Source organism: Pollutimonas thiosulfatoxidans (assembly GCF_004022565.1).
GTDB lineage: Bacteria > Pseudomonadota > Gammaproteobacteria > Burkholderiales > Burkholderiaceae_B > Pusillimonas_D > Pusillimonas_D thiosulfatoxidans.
Genome location: NZ_CP022987.1, coordinates 1,002,548 through 1,023,124 on the forward strand (window position 1 = coordinate 1,002,548; position 20,577 = coordinate 1,023,124).

At 61.4% G+C, this 20,577-nt stretch carries 23 protein-coding genes; 20 read left to right on the top strand and 3 right to left on the bottom strand.

Features of this window, described 5'->3' with window-relative positions:
* The first annotated feature begins 5 nt into the window (after positions 1 to 5).
* Entirely contained in the window at positions 6 to 674 is a 669-nt protein-coding gene (locus CKA81_RS04820) for a prepilin peptidase (RefSeq protein ID WP_128354278.1), read from the top strand.
* Here CKA81_RS04820 and CKA81_RS04825 read toward each other — a convergent pair.
* On the bottom strand, positions 663 to 1,127 hold the full coding sequence (locus CKA81_RS04825; RefSeq protein WP_228255793.1) for a hypothetical protein: 465 nt from the start codon (positions 1,125 to 1,127) through the stop codon (positions 663 to 665). The two genes, CKA81_RS04820 and CKA81_RS04825, sit on opposite strands and share 12 nt — an antisense overlap.
* Before the next feature lie 194 nt (positions 1,128 to 1,321).
* Between CKA81_RS04825 and gspG the strand changes: the two genes are divergently transcribed.
* The 14 genes from gspG to CKA81_RS04900 all read left to right on the top strand — a co-directional run bounded on the left by gspG (position 1,322) and on the right by CKA81_RS04900 (position 14,791).
* Positions 1,322 to 1,765: a type II secretion system major pseudopilin GspG gene (gene gspG, locus CKA81_RS04830; protein ID WP_128354279.1), complete on the top strand. Its 444-nt coding sequence runs from the start codon at positions 1,322 to 1,324 to the stop codon at positions 1,763 to 1,765.
* On the top strand, positions 1,734 to 2,252 hold the full coding sequence (gene gspH, locus CKA81_RS04835; RefSeq protein ID WP_128354280.1) for a type II secretion system minor pseudopilin GspH: 519 nt from the start codon (positions 1,734 to 1,736) through the stop codon (positions 2,250 to 2,252). Before gspG ends, gspH begins: the two co-directional genes overlap by 32 nt.
* Complete coding sequence (gene gspI / locus CKA81_RS04840; RefSeq protein ID WP_128354281.1) at positions 2,249 to 2,620, top strand: type II secretion system minor pseudopilin GspI; 372 nt, start codon at positions 2,249 to 2,251, stop codon at positions 2,618 to 2,620. Before gspH ends, gspI begins: the two co-directional genes overlap by 4 nt.
* Positions 2,617 to 3,258 carry a PulJ/GspJ family protein gene (locus tag CKA81_RS04845; protein ID WP_128354282.1) on the top strand — a complete coding sequence of 214 codons (642 nt, stop codon included), beginning with the start codon at positions 2,617 to 2,619 and terminating at the stop codon, positions 3,256 to 3,258. Before gspI ends, CKA81_RS04845 begins: the two co-directional genes overlap by 4 nt.
* A complete protein-coding gene (gene gspK / locus CKA81_RS04850) occupies positions 3,255 to 4,154 on the top strand; it encodes a type II secretion system minor pseudopilin GspK (RefSeq protein WP_228255794.1) in 900 nt (299 codons plus the stop codon). The genes CKA81_RS04845 and gspK overlap by 4 nt, the downstream gene beginning before the upstream one ends.
* Before the next feature lie 4 nt (positions 4,155 to 4,158).
* Positions 4,159 to 5,184 (top strand): type II secretion system protein GspL, encoded by a 1,026-nt coding sequence (locus tag CKA81_RS04855; RefSeq protein ID WP_128354283.1) that lies wholly within the window; start codon positions 4,159 to 4,161, stop codon positions 5,182 to 5,184.
* Positions 5,181 to 5,771, top strand: a complete 591-nt coding sequence (gene gspM / locus CKA81_RS04860; RefSeq protein ID WP_128354284.1) for a type II secretion system protein GspM — start codon at positions 5,181 to 5,183, stop codon at positions 5,769 to 5,771. The genes CKA81_RS04855 and gspM overlap by 4 nt, the downstream gene beginning before the upstream one ends.
* Complete coding sequence (gene gspN, locus CKA81_RS04865; RefSeq protein WP_128354285.1) at positions 5,768 to 6,535, top strand: type II secretion system protein N; 768 nt, start codon at positions 5,768 to 5,770, stop codon at positions 6,533 to 6,535. Before gspM ends, gspN begins: the two co-directional genes overlap by 4 nt.
* Before the next feature lie 46 nt (positions 6,536 to 6,581).
* Complete coding sequence (gene gspD, locus CKA81_RS04870; RefSeq protein ID WP_128354286.1) at positions 6,582 to 8,990, top strand: type II secretion system secretin GspD; 2,409 nt, start codon at positions 6,582 to 6,584, stop codon at positions 8,988 to 8,990.
* Positions 8,987 to 10,408, top strand: coding sequence for a type II secretion system ATPase GspE (gene gspE / locus CKA81_RS04875; protein ID WP_128354287.1), 1,422 nt, complete (start codon positions 8,987 to 8,989; stop codon positions 10,406 to 10,408). The genes gspD and gspE overlap by 4 nt, the downstream gene beginning before the upstream one ends.
* 18 nt (positions 10,409 to 10,426) lie before the next feature.
* On the top strand, positions 10,427 to 11,632 hold the full coding sequence (gene gspF / locus CKA81_RS04880) for a type II secretion system inner membrane protein GspF (protein WP_128354288.1): 1,206 nt from the start codon (positions 10,427 to 10,429) through the stop codon (positions 11,630 to 11,632).
* A 2-nt stretch (positions 11,633 to 11,634) separates the two neighbouring features.
* Positions 11,635 to 12,822: a class C beta-lactamase gene (ampC, locus tag CKA81_RS04885; RefSeq protein ID WP_128354289.1), complete on the top strand. Its 1,188-nt coding sequence runs from the start codon at positions 11,635 to 11,637 to the stop codon at positions 12,820 to 12,822.
* A gap of 402 nt (positions 12,823 to 13,224) precedes the next feature.
* Complete coding sequence (locus CKA81_RS04895; RefSeq protein WP_128354290.1) at positions 13,225 to 13,725, top strand: Hsp20/alpha crystallin family protein; 501 nt, start codon at positions 13,225 to 13,227, stop codon at positions 13,723 to 13,725.
* 121 nt (positions 13,726 to 13,846) lie between these two features.
* Positions 13,847 to 14,791 (top strand): aldo/keto reductase, encoded by a 945-nt coding sequence (locus tag CKA81_RS04900; RefSeq protein ID WP_128354291.1) that lies wholly within the window; start codon positions 13,847 to 13,849, stop codon positions 14,789 to 14,791.
* A gap of 33 nt (positions 14,792 to 14,824) precedes the next feature.
* Here the strand turns inward: CKA81_RS04900 and CKA81_RS04905 are convergent, their stop codons facing one another.
* Positions 14,825 to 15,205, bottom strand: a complete 381-nt coding sequence (locus CKA81_RS04905) for a DUF2784 domain-containing protein (RefSeq protein ID WP_128354292.1) — start codon at positions 15,203 to 15,205, stop codon at positions 14,825 to 14,827.
* A gap of 75 nt (positions 15,206 to 15,280) precedes the next feature.
* Here CKA81_RS04905 and CKA81_RS04910 point away from each other — a divergent pair, with 75 nt between their 5' ends.
* The gene (locus CKA81_RS04910; protein ID WP_128354293.1) at positions 15,281 to 16,780 is read left to right on the top strand and encodes a catalase; all 1,500 of its coding nucleotides are present in this window, start codon (positions 15,281 to 15,283) and stop codon (positions 16,778 to 16,780) included.
* 28 nt (positions 16,781 to 16,808) lie between these two features.
* On the opposite strand, the gene CKA81_RS04915 is transcribed toward CKA81_RS04910, so the two are convergent.
* A complete protein-coding gene (locus CKA81_RS04915; RefSeq protein WP_128354294.1) occupies positions 16,809 to 17,330 on the bottom strand; it encodes a hypothetical protein in 522 nt (173 codons plus the stop codon).
* 216 nt (positions 17,331 to 17,546) lie between these two features.
* On the opposite strand from CKA81_RS04915, the gene CKA81_RS04920 reads away from it, so the two are divergent.
* From CKA81_RS04920 to CKA81_RS04935, 4 genes are read left to right on the top strand one after another with little or no spacing between them, the layout of a single operon-like run.
* Positions 17,547 to 17,777, top strand: coding sequence for a hypothetical protein (locus tag CKA81_RS04920; protein WP_128356575.1), 231 nt, complete (start codon positions 17,547 to 17,549; stop codon positions 17,775 to 17,777).
* Positions 17,774 to 19,108 (top strand): hypothetical protein, encoded by a 1,335-nt coding sequence (locus CKA81_RS04925; RefSeq protein WP_128354295.1) that lies wholly within the window; start codon positions 17,774 to 17,776, stop codon positions 19,106 to 19,108. Before CKA81_RS04920 ends, CKA81_RS04925 begins: the two co-directional genes overlap by 4 nt.
* Positions 19,105 to 19,863, top strand: a complete 759-nt coding sequence (locus CKA81_RS04930) for a hypothetical protein (protein ID WP_128354296.1) — start codon at positions 19,105 to 19,107, stop codon at positions 19,861 to 19,863. Before CKA81_RS04925 ends, CKA81_RS04930 begins: the two co-directional genes overlap by 4 nt.
* The gene (locus CKA81_RS04935; RefSeq protein ID WP_128354297.1) at positions 19,856 to 20,572 is read left to right on the top strand and encodes a hypothetical protein; all 717 of its coding nucleotides are present in this window, start codon (positions 19,856 to 19,858) and stop codon (positions 20,570 to 20,572) included. The genes CKA81_RS04930 and CKA81_RS04935 overlap by 8 nt, the downstream gene beginning before the upstream one ends.
* The last annotated feature ends 5 nt before the right edge of the window (positions 20,573 to 20,577 follow it).

Sequence of the window (20,577 nt, forward strand, 5' to 3'; positions counted from 1 at the left end):
TGTGGATGTGGACCGCATGGCATGTCGAGCCGGGAGTCGCCGCAGTTGCCGTGGCGGCTATCGCCTTGATCCTGTCAGTACCCCTTAGCCATGCCGCCTACCAACTGCCTCGCGTCCTTAACGCTCAAATTCCGGCGCAAGCTTCACGATCACACAGGCGCTATCGCGCCGTGTTTTGGATGGCTGCGCCTATGCTGGCATTGTTGTGTACGTGGCGTTTCGGCGCGACACCGGCCACGGTCGCGGCCACTGTCTTCGTGCTCATGCTGCTTACCTTGGCGTGGATTGATGCCGAAACGGGCTTTCTACCCGATGTGCTGACCATCCCCTTATTATGGATGGGCCTGCTGGTGAATGTAGGCAGCACTTTTTCCCTGTTGCCCGACGCTGTCATGGGCGCCGCAGCGGGTTACCTGTCGCTGTGGCTGATCTGCGGCTGCTTCCAGCTGGCTACCGGTCGGCGGGGCATGGGCAACGGAGACTTCAAGCTGCTGGCTGCGTTGGGCGCATGGTTGGGCTGGGCGCCACTGCCGTCGATATTGCTGGTCTCGTCATTACTGGCATTGACTGTAGCTTTATTGCGACGCCTGGCGGGCCGGATGGAGGCGGGCGCGTCATTCAGCTTTGGCCCGTATCTGGCCCTGGCTGGCATGGCTACACTGTTACGGCTGTGACGTACCAATAGTCGGGGTGGTTGGCACGAAGCCATTTGGCGGCAAAGTGCGTCCCGTCACTTCGATGTCTTCGGTGATGCCGTCCTGCTCTATCGAAACACCGTGCGGCAAAACCGCTGCTAGCGTAACCCCGTTGGCCAGGTTCTGACCGGCGCTATAGGCTTGGACAGGCCCGCCATTTATCGAAAGCAGGGCGGTTCCATGTTGTCCGGAAGATATCAAGCCGAGCACAGCTACGCGCAGACGCGCGCTATCGCCGCCGAACCAATTGATTACGGGCGAGATATTTTGGCTCGACGCCGGGCCAAGGGCCAGCGCGGGAGCCGCCCTTGGCTGCGGAGCAAGCAGTAGCGCGCCCCACAAGCCTATGCCTGCTGCCATGGCCAGCATTGCTACCGCCTGGGCAATAAGCGGAGCGCGGTTTCGTCGTGCCACCAGTCGAGTAGGGCGCAAAAACATAATCCGTGCCAAAAAATGCTCAAGGATTGCATCATGCCTGAAATTTATCGAACGCACATAGCTTTGTAACGGGCCATTGACGCCCTTGTTTCAGGCCGGGTACCATCCGTTGGCCTGCGGACTGTATCCATTTGAGTGCAACTACGTCGATTCGCGACGTTATTCTATACCGCGGCCACTAGATAACAATGACAGGCTATATCTCCGTATTGAAATTTCGCCGCCGCCACTCGACCGAGCCTCAACGAGGCTTTTCTCTTATAGAGATCATGGTGGTCGTCGTCATTATGGGCGTACTGGCGGCGCTGGTGGTGCCCAATGTTATGGATCGTCCAGATCAGGCGCGTGTGATCGCCGCCAAGCAGGACATCGGTGCCATCATGCAGGCGCTGAAGCTCTACAGGCTGGACCATGGCCGCTATCCGTCGTCCGACGCGGGTCTCGAGGTCCTTGTACCGGGGCCAGACAAGGGCTCGCGATATATGGATCGCGTTCCCACGGACCCCTGGAATACCCCCTATCAATACCTTAATCCCGGTGTGCACGACGAGATCGACGTGTTTTCGTTGGGCGCTGACGGAAAACCCGGGGGCGAAGGCAATGATGCCGACATCGGTTCCTGGGCCCGCTAGCCGCCAAGCCGGCTTTACGCTGCTGGAGATGATGGTTGTTTTGCTCATCATCGGCATCGCGACAACCCTGGCCAGCGTCTCGGCCTTTGGGGACAACAGCGCCCGCGCGCTGCGCCAGGATGCCTTAAGGTTGGCGCATTTGTTTACCGCCGCGCAAGCCGAGGCGCGAACCAGTGGCCAGCCTATTGTCTGGGCACACGATGGGGATGGGTATCGGTTTTCTCGCCTGCCCAACCGCCTGGTGCTGCCGGCACGGATGGCGGCGCGAACGCGCCCGGTCACCGACACTGCCATCACTGGCGCAACGCCCTTGCGACCGCGCGAGTGGATGTCTTCCGGCACGGTGTCGGTGCGTATGAAGCCTGATGCACGCCTCGTATTTGGCGCCGACTGGATACCCGGTCCGCTCCAGATGGAACTCGAGGCAGATGGCAATGTCGTCCGGCTATCGCGTCTGGGCAACGGCCGTTACGTGGTGAGCCCATGACGATCAGCAAGCATCAGCGAGGGTTCACGCTGATCGAGGTGCTGGTCGCCCTCGCGATCGTTGGCGTTGCGCTGGCCGCCTGCGTGCGGGCCTTAGGGGTGGGCACCCACGGCGTGCGCAACATGCAGGAACGCAGCCTCGCGCAACAAGCGGCACAGAACTTTTTGGCTGAAATGCGCCTCCAGGCCATGTTGCCTGCCCTGGGCCGTCGTACTCAGGCTTGTCCCCAGGGTACGCTGGCCCTGCGTTGCGAACAGGTCGTCCTGGCCACACCGAACCCCGCTTTCCGGCGCGTTACGGTGCGTGTCAGCCTGAGCAAGGGACCGGTACTGGCTCAGTTGGATGGCCTGATGTCGGGGGTGCGATGATGAATGCCACTGACGCACAGCAGGGCTTCACCCTGATCGAAGTACTGGTTGCGCTTACGCTGATGGCTCTGATCAGCCTGATATCCTGGCGCGGCCTGGAAACCGTGCAGCACACAGGCGAACGCCTGGACGAGCGCGCCGAAGAGACCCTGTCGCTACTACGCGCGCTAAGCCAGATCGAGCGTGACATCCTGCTGCATGCCGGGCCGGATATTCTGCCAGGCCTGGCTGCGCCGACGCCGGCGCCGCGCTCCACACAGACAGGGGTCCAGATGCCACCTGGCATCATCTGGAGCGCCGATACAGGCTTGAGCCTGGTGCGGTCGGCGGGCGACGGCCGCTGGCAGCAACTGCGCTGGTACCTGAATGATGGCCGGCTGCTCCGCGCAACGGGATCACCTTCTTATCTATTGCCTTTGCCGCCGCCGGATACCACTGTGGTGGTACTGGAGGGCGTTCGCGCACTGAGCGTCAAAGTGTGGCATTCGACGCAAGGGTGGGCTGACCCGTCGCAGAAGGTATCGGCACGACCGCTGCTGCGGCCGGGCGCGCCAGACCTTACCGGCCTGGAGGTCGCCGTCTATCGCGCAGGGCCGGCCAGCGACCAACCCTACCGCAAAGTGGTGCTGCTGCCATGAGCGCCCAGATCGCGCTTCGCCAACGCGGCATGGCCGTTATTGCGGCCTTGCTGGTCGTGGTCGCTGCAGCGGCACTGACCACATCCATCATCGAGCGACAAGGCATCCTGGCCAATATTCTCATTACCGAGAGCGATCGCAGCCAAGCCGCCTGGGCGCTGCAGGGCGGTCTGGACTTGTCGCGCGTAGTGCTGCAAATGGATGCTGGCAACGGCCCCACCACCCGGCTGGACGGCATTTGGGCGCGGTCCATCATCGAGTTGCCGGTCGGCCCGGCCGGAGATCCCGAAAGCGCCTTGTTGTCTGGCGGTATTGAAGATGAACAAGGTAAATACAATCTGCGCAATCTGGCTGAGCACGGGATAATCAATCCGCGGCAGGTCCTTGTTCTGGAGCGCTTGCTGGAATGGCTGGGCATGGCGCCGACATTGGGCGCAACCATGGCGCAGAGGGTAGCCGACGCACAGCCTGGCCAAGAGGGCGGTCCTTTGGCCGTCGGCCTACGCAGCATCGAGGACCTTAGTGCGCTGCCAGGCTTTACCCCGCAAGTCGTCAACGCCCTGCAGCCTTATGTCACTGTGTTGCCAGCAGCCACTCCCGTCAACGCGAATACTGCTTCCGCCGAGGTTCTTGGCGCCGTCGTCGAAGAACTGGGCCTGGCGGGCGCTCGGCAACTGGTTATTGACCGAGACCAGGGACTATGGTTTGTCAATCAAGCGGACTTCGTCAGCCGCCTGCGGGGCCGGCAACCGGACGCCGGCAAACTCATCAGCGTCAGCAGTAACTGGTTTCGTGTGACCGGTGAAGTGACAGTTGGTGATACGATGGCTGGCCTACGGGTGTTGCTGCATCGAAACGACCACGGACTATCTTCGGTCCGCTGGGTCACCTACTAATAATATGAGACAACATCTGCGACTGGCGCTGCCGCCCCTCTCTGCCTTAACGCTCGATACGAGCATTACCTTCGTCCAGGTGGACCGGGAAGGGTCTGCCGCGCGCGCGGGTCAAATGTCCGTGGCTGAATTCGGAGCACAAGCAGGCTCTGTCAGCGTCTACGCCATTTTGCATCCCGATGATGCCATCGTCGCCGGCATCAAGGTCCCACCCGTGTCCAAACAACGACTTGACGCGGCGGTCGCCGCCAGCATCGAGCCCATGAGCCTGTCCGAAATCAATGAGCTGTGCATTGCCCACAGCTCCCGTGCTGCCGACGGCGCCGTAACTGTCGCATGGACGGCACGCAAGCCACTGGAAGCAGCCTGGGCCTTGCTGGCCCAGGCCGGCTTGAATATTGCGGCGTTTATTCCTCAGGCTTTAACTTTGCCATCCGGCGACTCACGGCCCAGCGAGCCGCTGGCGCTGCCTGCGGGTCCTCGCTGGCTGGCGCCTTTGCCGGGATGGTCGCTGGCGCGCGACGATTTGCGTCCGGCGTCGGCAAGCGGACGTTGGCGCCGGGCAATATACTGGTCCGCCGCCGCTGCGGCAGTTTGGGTAATAGGCCTGAGCTGGCATGCGGCACAGCTGGCCAACCAGGTCGAGACCTTGCAGCAAGACATGCAAGCCTCGGTGTTAACGGCCTTCCCGAAAATACCTGTTGTCATTGATCCCTTAAGGCAAGCGCAGACCCAGCGGGATGCCTTGCGGCTGGCGGGCGGCGCGGCGGCGGACGACGACTTCATGCCCTTGGCGCTGGCCGCAGCGCAGGTGCTGGTCTTTGCACAGAGCCACGTGCACAGCATGCGTTACGAAAAGGGCCTGCTGAGTTTGACGTTGGCTGAAGGCTATGTTCCGCCTGCCAATGAAGCGGCCCTGGCACAGTCCGCATCGGCGCAGCAACTGCTGCTGCAAAAAGATCAGACGCAGCCCCATGTCTGGCATGTGCGTCGGCCCGCACCGGTTCAGAACCACGCGGGGCGGCCATGATGTTTACTGCCAAACTGAAAGAATCGGCTTACGCATGGCAGGCGCGCTTGACGCCCATTGCAGGACAGGCCCTTGCTTTCTGGAAACTAAGAAGCCCTCGGGAGCGAGGTTTTCTGCTGGCTGGAGCCCTGCTGCTGATTGCGGTGCTGCTTTGGGTGCTAGCGTTGCGCCCTGCAGTGCAAACCATACAGAGCGCGCAGCAGCGCTTACCGGTTCTGCAGGCACAAGCAGCGCAACTGGCCGCCGTAATCTTCGAGGCAAAGGCGCTGGGCGACAGCCGCAGGGGCGTTATGCCGGCCGGCGATACCGAGCAAGCACTGCTAAACAGTCTGCGTACTGCCGGGTTGGATACCGTTAGCGTATTGGGCAGGCCGACCAATGTGGACCCGGCGCAAATGCAATGGCGGGTAGAACTCGCCAATGCGCCGGCAGGGCGGGTCATGGAGTGGTTGGCCAATTTGCCGTTTATGGTGCAAACGCAAACACAGCTCGTTGACCTTGCGCGTAGCAATGTGGACGGCCGGGATCGGCCGGGGCAGCTTAGTGGGGTTGTCGTGCTGGCCATCCAGCAGGCAAAGGCTTCATGAGCCGCGCACGCCGCGCGGCATGGCTGGTGTTGCTGCTCGCAGTCGGGCTCACAGCAGCACTATGGGTGCTGCCGGCCCGCTGGGCGATGGCCTGGATACCGGCATCTTCTCCGGTCATCATCACGGACGCCACTGGCACCCTATGGCATGCCAAGGCCACGATGGCAGTCGGTGTGGATGGCTTGCGCCGCAGCTTGCCCGATCCAGTGGCGTGGCGCCTGGCCTTCGATGGGGGGCCGCAGTTGGTGGTGACCCACCCCTGGCTGCGCGGGTCCTTGAAGCTGAGGCCTTCGTGGCGAGGGTTGCGCATGTCGGCTCAATCGCTGCATATGCCTGCGTCCGTGCTGACCACCCTGCACGGCATCTTCAACACTCTGGATCCGGAGGGCGAGGTCCTTCTAAGCTGGCCTGAACTTACTCTGGGTAGCCGCAGCATTTCCTCCAACGGTAGTAAGGGGCTGCTGTCTGCGCAATGGCGCAACGCTGCCTCTTCGCTGACTCGTATACGCCCCATGGGTGAATACACCTTGCTGGTCACCGAGGGTGGCGACGATAAGCTTGCGTTGGCGCTTGCTACCAAACAGGGACCATGGATGATGGAAGGTACTGGCACGCTAACGCTGTCGGGCCGCTTGCAATTCGACGGAAACACATGGGTTGACGAATCGGCCGGTGCCGACACCCGCGATGCCCTACAGGGCGTTCTGGACGCCATGGCTCCCCGGTCAGGCCCGGACGGCCACACCTTATTGAAACTACGCTAATGCGCCCGCCATGATTACCTCAAAACTTCTACCGGAATGCCTCTTCATGCAACCTACCCAATGGCGCTTGCGTATGCCCATGCTGGCGTTTACCGTCGCACTGAGCGGCTGCGCCGTCCAGGAGCCTGACCAGAAAGCGATGCCACCACCGCTGGTAGCCTACACGACAGTGGGTTCCGGCCAACCCCATCGGGCGCAGCCTTATACGGCCCCAGTCGACTCTTCGCAGACCAGGTCGCGAAACTTGTCTCCCATACGTGAACGCCCCAGTCTCCGGGACGAAGCTGTGCAAGACCGGCCAAGCGCCCAGCAGGCCGGACAGCAGACCACACTGAACTTCAATGGTGCAGAACTACACGGCGTGCTGCGCGCGCTGGCCCAGTTCACAGGGCGCAATTTCGTCGTCGATCCGCGCGTAAGGGGACAGTTGACGCTGATATCCGAAACCCCTGTCGATGCTGATACGGCGTACTCCATGCTCTTGAGTGCCCTGCGCATGCAGGGCTTTGCCGTCGTTGACGTGGACGGGGTCAGCCGCGTGGTGCCTGAAGCTGACGCCAAGCTGCAGGGCGGCCCTGTCGTTTCCAGCAACCAGCGTGCGCGCGGCGGTGAACTGGTCACCCGCGTGTTTCCGCTGCGTTATGAAAGCGCCACCGCGCTGGTACCCATCTTGCGGCCCATGGTAGCGCCCAACAACACCATTGCCGCGCACGCCGGTAACAATACCCTGCTCATTACCGACTACGCCGACAACCTGGATCGGGTGGCGGATGTCATTGCCCGCATCGACACACCCACATCCATCAGCACGGACGTAATCCCCATCGAGTATGGGGTTGCGCTGGACGTGGCAGCATTGGCGCAGCAGCTTTTGCATAGCAGTGGTGCCGACCAAAGCAGGCAAGTGAACATCGTTGCTGATTCGCGCAGCAATTCGGTGCTGGTGCGCGCCGGCACGCCAGAGCGCCTGAAGCAGGCGCGCGACCTGATCCTGCGTATCGACAGCCCGGAGTCACGTGCGGGCAATCTGCACGTGGTTTACCTGCGTAATGCACAGGCCACCCATCTGGCCGAAGTGCTTCAGGGTGTACTGGCGGGGCAGGGCGGCTCTGGCCAGACGACGGAACCCGATGCGCCCCTGTCGGGTGGCGCTTTCGAGGGCGAGAGTGACTCGCCGGCAACGACAGGCGGCGGGTTTGGGACCCACGTCAGCAGCGCGGCGATGGACGCCTCAAGTTCCGGATCCTCTCTGTTCGATATGGCGACGGCCGGTCGGCCGATGGTTGCATTCTCCGCCGGCGGTGCAACCGTGCAGGCTGATCCCACGACCAATACCCTGATTATCTCGGCACCGGAGCCGCTGTATCGCAGCCTGCGCGAGATCATCGATTTGCTGGACCAGCGGCGTGCGCAGGTACTGATCGAAAGCCTGATCGTCGAAGTCAACGCGGAAGACGCCGCAGAGTTCGGCATCCAATGGGCCGCCGGCGCCAATAACGCCAACAATGGCGGCAGCTCATTCTTTGGCGGGGCCAACTTGGGCGGCAGCGGCCTGAGCGGCAATCTGTCCAGCGGCGCCACCACCATAGATGCACTTGGGTCGGGCATGAGTCTGGGCCTGGTCAGAGGCACCGTGGACGTGCTGGGAACCCAATTGCTTAACCTGAACGTGCTGGCGCGTGCCATGCAAAAGCAGGGCGGCGTCAACATTCTTTCCACGCCCAACCTCATGACGCTGGACAACGAGCAGGCCAGTATTGTGGTGGGCAGGACCGTACCGTTCGTCACTGGCACCTATACGACCACAGGCGACGGTGCCAGCAATCCCTTCCAGACGGTGCAGCGTGAAGACGTAGGGCTGACACTGCGTATCCGACCGCAGATATCCGAAGGGGGCACAGTCAAGCTGTCCTTGTACCAGGAGGTCAGCAGCATAGACCCATCATCGACCCTTCCGAGCGCGACCTCGGGCGGGTCGATCATTACGCGCAAGCGGGCGTTGGAGACCAATGTGCTGGTCGATGACGGGCAAATCATCGTGCTGGGCGGACTGCTGGAAGAGGTGGTCGATGACAGCATCACCTCAGTGCCCCTATTGGGAGACATCCCGGTGTTGGGCAACCTGTTCAAGTACCAGAAGCGCGGTCGCAGCAAGACCAACCTGATGGTATTCCTGAGGCCACACATTGTGCGCAACGCGCAAGACAGTGCGGGGCTGACGCTGGACCGCTACAACTACATGCGCGCTGCGCAGGCAGGCCTGCCGGTGCGGGCAGCGTCGTGGTTGGTGCCCGATGCCAACACGAATACCTTGCCCGCCATTCAGCGTGATGCCGATACGGGCCTGCTGGATTTACGCGGCATGCAAGCCAATGATCCTGCAACCGATCTTCCGGGAAGTCCTGTGCAGCTTATGCCCATTCCGGCTCAGCCCGTGCCGCCCGACAATCTATGACAGGCCGCTTACCGTATACCTGGGCGCGAGCCCATCGCGCGCTGATGCATACCGGTGCCAGCGGCGTCACGCTGACTGTTTCGGCAAGCACACCCGCGTGGGCCCTGGCCGAAATACGACGCCAGCACGGCCCCTTGCCGGTCAAGGAAGTCAGTGACGAAGAGCTAGATACGCTGTTGGCTGCGGCCTATGCGCAAACGGGCGATGCTGCGGAAATCGTGGATGCCGCCGCCAACGAGATCGATCTTGATCGGCTGATGCAGGACATCCCCGAAGTCGAAGATCTGCTTGAGAACCGCGACGATGCGCCCATCATACGCATGATCAATGCGCTGTTCACCCAGGCAGCGCGCGACGGTGCCAGCGACATACACATCGAACCTTTCGAGACGCACTCCGTGGTGCGCTACCGGGTGGATGGAACCCTGCGCGACATTGTCAGCCCGCGTCGCGCGCTGCATAACGCCCTGGTATCAAGAATCAAGATCATGGCCAGCCTGGACATCGCCGAGAAGCGCTTGCCCCAGGACGGCCGCATTGCCTTGCGGGTGGGTGGCCGCGCCATTGACGTGCGGGTTTCGACCTTGCCTACGGGCCACGGAGAACGCGCCGTTCTACGCCTGCTGGACAAAGAGGCCGGGCGCCTGGAGCTGGAGCGTTTGGGTATGGCCGCTGATGTACTGGACGGCCTGGACGCGCTGATCCGTCGGCCACACGGCATCTTCCTGGTAACCGGCCCGACCGGCAGTGGCAAGAGCACCACCCTTTATGCGGCCCTGGGTCGACTCGATTCGGCCACCACCAACATCCTTACAGTGGAAGATCCGATCGAATACGACCTGCCGGGCATCGGCCAGACTCAGGTCAACGCCCGCATCAACCTGACGTTTGCCTCGGCCTTGCGCGCGATCTTGCGGCAGGATCCAGACATCATCATGATAGGCGAGATCCGCGACCTGGAAACGGCGCAGATCGCCGTCCAGGCGTCGTTGACCGGCCACCTGGTGCTGGCCACGCTGCACACCAATGATGCCGTATCGGCTGTGGCTCGCCTGGTCGATATGGGTGTGGAGCCCTTCCTGTTGGCTTCGACCTTGCAAGGTGTACTGGCACAGCGCCTGGTGCGCAAGCTGTGCGCCCAGTGCAAGCTGCCTCAGTCCGACGGCACTGCGGGCTGGAACCGAAATGGGTGCCAGGCCTGTAGCCATACGGGCTATAGCGGACGCACGGGTGTGCATGAACTATTCGTGCTGGATGACACCCTGCGCGCCATGATCCACGCCGACCAAGCCGAGCACGCCTTGCGTCTTGCGGCCCAGCAGGGCGGCATGCGCAGCCTGCGACAGGACGCTGAACGCTGGATCCAGCAGGGCGTTACCTCGCGCGAAGAAATCGCGCGCGTCACCCGCGACGTCTAAGGCCTACGGAGCGACACCATGCCCTCATACCAGTACGAAGCCGTTGATGCCTCAGGTAGAACCGACCGGGGCACGATAGATGCCGATAGCGAACGCAGTGCCCGCCACACACTGCGCGCCCGCGGGCTGCTGCCATTGGCGCTGCGCGAGACGCGCAAGCGGGCAGGGAAGGGCTGGTCGGCTGCGGCGAAGATCAGCGATGCCGACCTGGGGTGGCTGACCCGCCAGTTGGCCAGCTTGTTGGCTGCCAGGCTGCCGCTCGAGGCGGCCCTGCGCGCCACGCTGGAACAAGCCGAACGGCGGCACGTTGCTCGAACCTTGGCCGCAGTCCGTGATGACGTGCGGGCCGGCCATCGGCTCGGCGATGCACTGGCAGCCCATCCCAAGGACTTCCCCGCGATTTATCAGGCGCTGGTCGATGCCGGAGAGCAGTCGGGCAACCTCGCCCAAGTACTGGAGCGGCTGGCCGACTACATCGAGACGCGCGGAGCGCTGCGCAACAAGGTGCTGACCGCCTTTATCTACCCCGCTATTGTCACCGTGGTTTCCATCGCCATCGTCATCTTTCTGCTTACTTACGTGGTGCCTCAGGTGGTCGGCGCATTTTCTCAGGCGCAGCAAACCTTGCCCTTGCTGACGCGCATGATGCTGTCAGCCAGCCACTTCGCCCGCAACTGGGGTCTGGTCTCGGTCACCGGCCTGGCAGTACTGTTCGGATTGTGGCGCTTGTACTTGCGTAATCCATCGGCCCGTCTGGCCTGGCATGCCCGTGTGTTGCGCCTGCCCGTGCTGGGCCGTTACGCGATGGGTGTGGATGTGGCGCGCTTTTCTGCCACACTGGCCATTTTGACGGGTAGCAATGTGCCCTTGCTGACTGCACTGCATGCTGCGCGGCGCACACTGAAGAACCACAAGCTGCAAGCAGCTGTGGACGAGGCCACCGGTCGTGTACGAGAGGGCAGCCCCTTGGCCCAGGCCCTGCAAGCGCAGAAGGTTTTCCCACCGCTATTGACCCATTTGGTGGATAGCGGTGAGCGCACTGGCGAGTTGCCCGCCATGCTGGACCGCGCCGCCAAGGTGCTCTCGATGGAGCTGGAAAGGCGTGCCATGACCATGACCGCCATACTCGAGCCCTTGATGACCTTGATCATGGGCGGCATTGTGCTGGTGATTGTGCTGGCGGTCATGATGCCTATCATTGAGATCAACCAACTGGTTCAGTAAGAATGAAAAGCACGCTTATCTGTAAATGTGCGGCGTTGGCAGCCGCCTTGTGCGTAGCCCAGGCCGGGGCTCAATCCGGACCCACGGATGCACCTGCCAGCTTGCATCAGGTGGTCGACGAGACGGTCCGCCCCATGATGGCTGCACACGGCATCCTCGGCATGGCCATCGCAGTGACGGTTCGTGGGGACCAGTACTTCTTCAACTATGGGCTTGCGTCCCGCGAAGATAATCGCGAGCTTACCGAGCGCACTCTTTTCGAGATCGGGTCGATCAGCAAGACCTTTACCGCCACATTGGCTTCGTATGCGCAGGAGATCGGTGCGCTCACCCTGGCCGACAATGCCAGCAAATACCTGCCTGCCCTTGAAGGCAGCAGCTTCGATCGCATCAGCCTGCTGGATCTGGGCACCTATACCGCGGGCGGCTTGCCCTTGCAGGTTCCCGATGAGATCACCGCAGACACTGTACTGGACTATTACAAGGGTTGGCGTCCCCAGTATGCCCCCGGCACCCACCGACAGTACTCAAATCCCAGCATAGGGCTGTTTGGCCATCTGGCAGCACTAAGCATGCACGCAAGCTTCGATGTGTTGATGGAGAAGAAGCTGCTTCCCATGATGGGGCTGCGCAATACTTATATTCACGTGCCGTCGGAGCGGATGAACGACTACGCCTACGGTTATGCCGAGGATGGGCAGCCCCTGCGGGTGAATCCGGGCGTCTGGGATGCCGAAGCTTATGGCGTAAAAACGTCGGCCGCCGATTTGCTGAGGTTTGTTGAATTGAACATGGACGGCTCGGGGCTGGATCCAACCTTAAGCCGTGCCATCAGCGCCACGCACACTGGCTACTATCAAGTCGGGGACATGGTGCAGGCGCTTGGATGGGAAACCTATGCTTATCCAACCGATCTAGGGTCGGTGCTGGAAGGTAATTCCGCCAAAGTTGTCCTCGAGCCCAACAAGGCAAGGAAGCTGACCCCGCCGGCGCCGCCACGGACGAATGTTCTGATCAACAAAAGTGGCTCGACCAACGGCTTCGGTGGGTATGTGGCGTTTGTGCCAGCGGAACAGATAGGCGTCGTCATTCTTGCCAACAAGAATTACCCGGTAGCGGAGCGCGTGGCGGCGGCGTTTAAGATACTAACGGCCTTAGGTCGCCACAAGGAAGCGCAACTCGGCGGCTGACCGTTGAAGCTTGGTTTGCGCCGACATCATGCGGGGTTTGCGCCTAGCAGGCTGGACTGTACTGAGCGCTTGCGTCCTTGTGGCACACGTTCTTTGATCTGCCTTAATTGGGTATCAGTTAGCGGGCCGTTGTTGGCCTCGTATTGGGGAAGAACTTTGACAGCGAGAGCGTGTAGCGCCATGTGGATTGCCTGGGTTTCGTCGACTCCCAACTGTCGTGCCAAGTGTTTGGCCGTTTCGCACGTGACACCCGTGGCGCTGTCGGCGCTACGGTAGCGGAAGGTCAAGCGCTGGCCGCTAAGCCCTTGAAATCTCAGGATATCGACCCCAGATGAACAATAGGCGCCGGCAAGGCTTCAGCGCTGGCGCATATTGTTCAAATCTGTTGACTAGGAGGTTTTCATGAGTATTCGTGATCTCATCCCCATGGGTCGACGCAGTGCGGCCCCCGCTTCGTCAAGCGGCATCGAGCATCCGTTTTTCTCGTTGCGGCGCGACGTAGACCGGCTATTTGACGACATGTTCAAGGGCTTCGATATGGGCTTTTCCAACGGAGCCACGAGCAGCGCCTTCAGTAGCGGCTGGCCTAGCGTGGAAGTATCCGACGAAGAGCATGCGGTACGCGTTACGGCTGAGCTTCCGGGCCTGCAAGAGAACGACATCGAACTCTTGCTGGAGGACGATGTCCTGACCCTGCGCGGCGAGAAGCGTGCCGAGAAACAAGACACGGCCAAGCAGTTTTCAGAGCGTTTCTACGGCCGGTTCGAGCGTCGTATTCGCTTGGGTTACGACATCGACCAGGACAAGGTCGAAGCCGACTTCAAGAACGGCGTGCTGGACATCGTTCTGCCCAAGGACCCGTCTGCGCAGTCCCGGGTCAAGCGCATTCCACTGCGTTCATAAGCAACGACCCACACCATCCCCGGGGGCGGTTCCACCGCCTCCGGGATTTTTTTGCTTCTTTTCAGGACGAGCGAGTTACGGTAGTCTGGAAGTCTGCACACTTCGATAAAGGACGTCGCCCATGATCTCCCGTCGAGACTACTTGGCGCTTTGCATGGCAGTCGGTGCCGGTTCCGTACTTGCCCCCAACCATCTGTGGGCAAATGAGAAGAAGCAGGGTCTCATCACCCGTCCCATCCCATCTTCCGGTGAGCGGCTTCCCGTCATAGGCCTGGGCAGCGCCGCCACGTTCTCCAGCGCCGCCAGCGCGCATGACGTCGACGCCTTGAAGCAGGTGCTTCAGGCTTTTGTGCAAGAGGGCGGAGCCGTCTTCGACACGGCGCCCAGTTATGGCGCCTCGGAAGTGGTTGCCGGAAGAATCGTGCGCGAATTGGGCATCAGCGACAAGGTGTTCTGGGCGACTAAGCTGAACGTTGCCGGCTACGGTGGCGGTAAAGCCGACGTCGAGCAGGCCCGGGCCCAGATCGAGGCGTCGTTCAAGGCCGTTGATAAGCCCGTTATTGACCTGATCCAGGTACACAACCTGGGCGACCTCCCCACCCAGCTACCGCTACTGAAAGCCTTGCGCGACGAGAAGCGCATTCGTTATATGGGCGTTACGACGACCTTTCCGCGCCAGTACGAGCAACTCGAACAAGTCATGCGCACAGAGCGGCTGGATTTCATCGGCGTGGACTACGCCATTGATAACCGTGTCATGGAAGAGCGCATATTCCCCTTGGCAATCGACCGCGGGATCGCTGTGCTGGCCTACGTGCCATTTGGCCGCACCCGCTTATGGTCGCTGGTTAAAGGGCATGAAGTCCCAGCCTGGGCGACGGAGCTGGGCATCCGTTCGTGGGGGCAATTCTTTCTGAAGTTTGTGGTGTCCCACCCGGCCGTCACCTGTGCAACCCCTGCCACCAGTCGTGTCAAGAATGTGATCGACAACATGGGCGCAGCCTTTGGCGAATTGCCCGATGCCGCCATGCGCGAACGCATGGCGCAGCATATACAGTCGCTTTGACTTCAGTATCGTGTTGCAGCAGTGGGCGCGCCTTCATGAAGTTTGGCCTTTGGCGCGCCGCCGACGGCCATACCAGACTGCGTAGATGGCGACATTGGCCACGACCAGCAGTATCGCCAAGAGTATTTGGGTATCTCGGGTCAGGCCGGGCGGATACACAAGCATTGTTAAATAGTGCTCGATAAAGCCTCCCTCGTACTGTTCCTTGCCGGCCATCATCCGCAGCCAGTTTTCCAACGGAGTAAGAGGGCATATCCAGCCCATTGCGACCACAGTCGCACCCCAGGCCAGGGCGGGCAGGTGCAAGTACGCCATTCGTGGCCGCCACAGGGCCAGCAAGCCCCCAAAGGCGACAAAGGTCACAAAAGCGGCGTGTATCAACAACACCAGGTGAGCGAGCGCCAAGTAAAGCATGTTTTCAACGATACCTTAAGAGTCATCCATTTGGCTTATAGTGGGAGGGTCAAGGCACAACACAGGAGCTAATTTATGAATGACACAGGCAAGAAGCCGACCACAGATTCCACCACCGGCGCCGGCGCTCCCGCTCCGAGCGACCGCAACTCGCTAACCATAGGCGCCAATGGCCCGATTCTTCTTCACGATGTGCACTTTCTGGAGCAGATGGCGCACTTCAACCGCGAAAAAGTCCCCGAGCGTCAACCGCATGCCAAGGGGGCTGGCGCCTTTGGCGTTTTTGAAACCACCGAAGATGTGTCCGCCTATACCAAGGCCGCGCTGTTTCAGAAGGGTGCGCAAACCGAGATGCTGGCGCGGTTTTCTACCGTGGCTGGCGAAGCCGGCAGCCCGGACACCTGGCGCGACGTGCGCGGTTTCTCACTGAAGTTTTATACCGACGAAGGCAACTACGACCTGGTCGGCAACAACACGCCCATTTTCTTTGTGCGCGACCCCATGAAGTTCCCCCATTTCATCCGCAGCCAGAAGCGCCTGCCGGACTCGGGCCTGCGCGACAACCACATGCAATGGGATTTCTGGACCAACAACCCCGAATCCGCCCACCAGGTCGCTTACCTGATGGGGGAGCGCGGCCTGCCACGCACCTGGCGCCACATGAACGGCTATGGATCACACACCTATATGTGGGCGAATGCCGCGGGCGAGAAGTTCTGGGTCAAGTATCACTTCCATACCCAGCAGGGCATGGAGTTCTTCACCAACCAGGAAGCGGCCGGCATGGCCGGGGCCGACGCCGATTTCCATCGCCGCGACCTGTTCAATGCGATTGCACGCGGCGAACACCCGCGCTGGATACTGTCCGTACAGGTCATGCCCTATGCCGAGGCGGCCAATTACCGCATCAATCCTTTCGACCTCACTAAAGTCTGGCCCCACAAGGACTACCCACTGATTCAGGTCGGCACGATGACGCTGAACCGCAACCCCGAGAACTTCTTTGCCCAGATCGAGCAGGCGGCGTTCTCGCCGGGCAACACCGTGCCGGGCATCGGGTTGTCACCAGACAAAATGCTGCTGGGCCGTGCCTTCGCCTACAACGATGCGCAGCGCAATCGCATTGGCACCAACTTCCATCAACTGCCGGTCAATCAGCCCAAGGTGCCTGTCAACACCTATATGTTCGATGGTCAGATGGCGTATCAACATAGTGGGAATGCGCCGGTTTATGCGCCCAACAGCGCTGGAAGGTCGTGGGCAGACACCACTGGCAAGGCCGAGGACGGCTGGGAAATGGACGGCGACATGGTGCGCGATGCCTACACCCTCCGTGCGGACGACGACGACTTCAGCCAGCCCGGCACCCTGGTGCGGGAGGTTTTCAACGACAGCCAAAGAGACGCCCTGATCGAGCAGGTGGCTGGCAGCTTGCTGGGCGGTGTGCGCAGCCCGGTGCTGGAACGTGCCTTCGATTACTGGAAGAGCATCGATGCGGATGTCGGCCGCCGCATCGAAGAAAAGGTACGCGCTGGTCAGGCGGTCGAACCTGCCGCCGGCATGGGCGAGGCCTAAAGGCGCAGGATGCGCGGCGGCTGATGGCTTAACCGGCCATCGACAGCCGCGCATCACCTGAACATAGCGTCAGGCCGATGGCCAGGCGGCCATCTTCGCGCAACAGCAAGTGGCAGCAATCGGCCTCGATGTCGGCGACGATGTGGTTCGCTGCATCGTCTTCGGGCGCGCTAGGTGCCTGATACACAATGTGCTCGTGCCAAGTCACCTTCACCGTCGTCGCCTCGCTGCCATGCGAGACGACGTCCTTGATCGTTACATCCAACGAGTAATCCGCAATGGTGCCCTTGCCGGCTAGCGTGCCGAATATGCCGCCCAGTTGCAGGATGTCTTCCTTCTCCAGCGTCATGGCTACACTGCCGGTATGCACGCCGTCCTTCTGGATGCGCAAGTCCACTTGAAAGGCCGCCCCGGCAGCCAGATTGGTATCCGTCCATTCCAATAGCAATTGCGGATCGTAGGCGCGCATCATGTCGCCTGCTTCTTCGCAGATACGTTGCAGGTATTTTCTTACGTCTTCCTTGGCCAAGCCGTGCGCCGCGGTGTCCATAACGCCTCCTTGATCGCGATGTAGTGGGGGGAATGTGGTTTGGCGTTGTCAGCATGCGTCATGCCGGATTCGGCGAGCCGCGTGGGGGATAGCTGTCTTTGCCCAAGTCGGTATATTCGGATTGGCAGTCACGCCGTGCGCCGGCACACTGGACTCCTGATCACCAGCCAGGAGAGCACCGTGCAAAAGCGACGCCCCACGCAACGCGGCCAGGGCATGACCGAGTACATCATTGTCGTGGCCCTGGTGGCGGTATCGGCCATCGCCGTGTACCAAATGTTCGGGCAGGTGGTGCGCTCGCAAACGGCCGCCATGGCCAAGGAACTGGCCGGAGAAGATGGCTCTGAAGAATCGCGCATGGCGCAAACTGCGGCTGAGGCCGCTGCCGCCCAGACTGCCGCCAAGACCCTGAAGTCCTTTACCGGCAACGCGGGCGGCGGGCAATGACTGGCTTGGCACTTCCAGCCGGTGGCCACGCTGGTCAGCAAGGCCAGGCACTTGTGCTGGGCATGGTGCTGGCGGGTGCAGCGCTGATCGTCTTCTTACGCTACTTTGGGGTCGGTCAGGTGGTTGGTGCCAAGGCGAAGCACTTGCACGCATTGGACGCGGCGGCCTACAGCGGTGCATTGATCCAGGCCCGTGCGCTTAACATGCTGGCGTACGTCAACCGTGCCCATGTGGGCCACCAGTTGGCCATGGCTCATCTGGTCACTCTCGGTTCGTGGGCAGCATTGGGCGGCACGCAGGCGCGCCAATTGGGCTCGGCCAATCCGCCGGCGCACCTCATTGGCATGTTCTTCGGCCCGGAGCACGGCGCAGCGTATCTGGCAGCCAGCAGGGCAGCGGGCCTGGAGACAATGTCGGCCGCCTCCCACGGCCAACTCGCGCAGGCCTACGCCGCGCACGATAGCGTGTTGCGCGATGTGCTAAGCGTGGTCCAGAACGATATCGTTAACAGCGTGCCGGCCGCGCGACAGGCAGCCATCCACGCCGTACTATCCGCTAATTTCCAAAGCACTACCGGCCCGGCAGGGTTTGACCTGGCTGTCGATTACGATTCGTGGCCTGGCTACCTGCGGTCTTATTCCGGGCATGGCCACTTGCGAGGCGTGGTTCAAGAGGTCGCCGGTTTGTATGGCTTCCTGGCGGAGCGCAACGCTACAGAACGCAACCCCTGGGTGGTCGATGCCCGTTGCCCCGGTCTGCGGCACCAGTTGCGCCGCCGTGGCGACACGCAACTGGATGGGCAAGGGCGCTGGCAATCCACCGACACCCTGTCGTTTCATGCGCTGCGATCCAATCGCTGGATAGGGTGCTATTACCGTGAATACGCCATGGGTTGGGGGTGGATCCCAAGCGCAACATCACAAACCATAGGCGCACCCCATGTTGATGATCCGCCCGACGATTTCTCTGCACAGGATTTCTGGCGCTGGGTACAAGAGGCAACGGACTGGGACATTGCCACGGGCGACGCCAACCCCTTGGCAAACTCCCGCGCGTCCGCATCGCGACAGCGCTGGCAGGGCGGTGGGTTGCCCGCCTACTTCGACGTTGCCAGCAACGCAGCTGCTGCTGTCGGCTTCGGCCTCACTTTGCGCCATCCGGGTCCGCAAGGACTTACTGTCACCACACAAAGCGCCGCGGAAACCTTCTTTTCCCGTCCGACGAAGCGCGATGACCACCTCCATGAAGCGCCAAATCTGTTTCATCCCTACTGGCAATCGCGCCTTGCGACGCACGCCAGCCAGGCTATCGATGCTCAGGTGCGGCCATGAGGCGCCCATCATATGTGCGCACGCAGGACGGACAGTCCCTGCTTGAAGGCATGGTGGCGTTGCTGGTGCTTGGTTCTATATGGGCAGGCGTCGCCTGGTTGGGCCGACTGCAAGACATCGCCCTCACCACGCAGCATGCCAGTGGCCGGGCTGCATTTGCGGCAGCTCGCCAGGATACTGCGGGCCTTCCAGACCGACTCCGGGAGGGCTTCTTTGATCGTCCGGCTCATCAATGGGCTGATCGCGCGGGTAGCCGCTTGCTTGCCGCCACGCCGGACGATGTCCTGATCAGTCTCGATCGTGGCCCAGTCCTATCCTTGCTGGCGCAACCTGGCGGGTCCGGATCGGTCGCAACACAGTTGCGCAGCGACTGGGCGTTGCACGACACCGGCCTGATCACAGCGCGCGTCGTTAGCCGGCCAACATCGGCCCTTAGCCACAATCGTCCCGACGGCATTCTGGGGCTGCGCATCCTCGACATAAGCCTTCCCGTTCTGGCGCGCCATACCAGCATATTGATCGGAGCCGGTCACGCCCCTGCCGACACTAGCGTCCAGCGCATCTTGCGCCAGTCTGGGTTGGCTTGGAGTGGTGCGGCTAATGCTTCGAAATCAGCCGGACGCATGGTGGCCGGCATCATGAATGACGTGGACGATGGCTGGGATCGGCCCACGCCCGATTTCGACTGGCTGCTGCCTTGGGCGGGCCGGGTTCCCGGACGTCATCTGTCAAGAGCGGGGGGAAGTGATGATTAGAAATCCCGGATGGTTGCGCAGGCGTCAGGCGATATACGCAACTGCACAAATTTTCCTGATGTGGGCTCTGTGGCCTACCCCGGCTAATGCGGCCCTTCAGGAAAGCCTGCAACAACAGATAGGCCGCTTTGCTGTTCCGGGCGCATCGTGGCAGGCGGTGCAGACTATCCGGCTTTCAGGCGTGCGCCTGCAGTATGCACAGTTCAGCTCGTCCGAGTCGCCTCTGACGGTGGTGCGTGCATTAAGCGATCATGCGACAGTTTTTCAGCGTGTGTTGACTACGCGCGGCGCGATTATTCTCTCAGGCCTGGGAGCAGGGCAGCATTGGCTGGCCGAGATTCACGCCCATGCTGCGGGCACCACAGGACGGGTATCCGCCTTACCGCTGGGCCGGGATGCAAAGTCGGCCCATGGCCACGCCCCTACCGTGCCCTATGAATGGTTGCCATCTGGCGCTGCCACCCGTTTCAGCTACCACGACGCCGATGTGGCCGGCAATGTGTTGCAGCATATCTTCAGCATACCTATGCCGGCCGACGCAGTCAGCGCGTACGTAAGCGAGCGCTTGCGAACGGACGGCTGGGTTATCGATCCATTGCTGGCCAGTGCCTCAGGCCACAACGCCTGGCATCGGCGCGGAAAGCAACTGGTACTTGGGGCGGCGACCCATGGCGAGGCCAGCATGCTTTATGTTTATCAACAGCAATAGGGCCT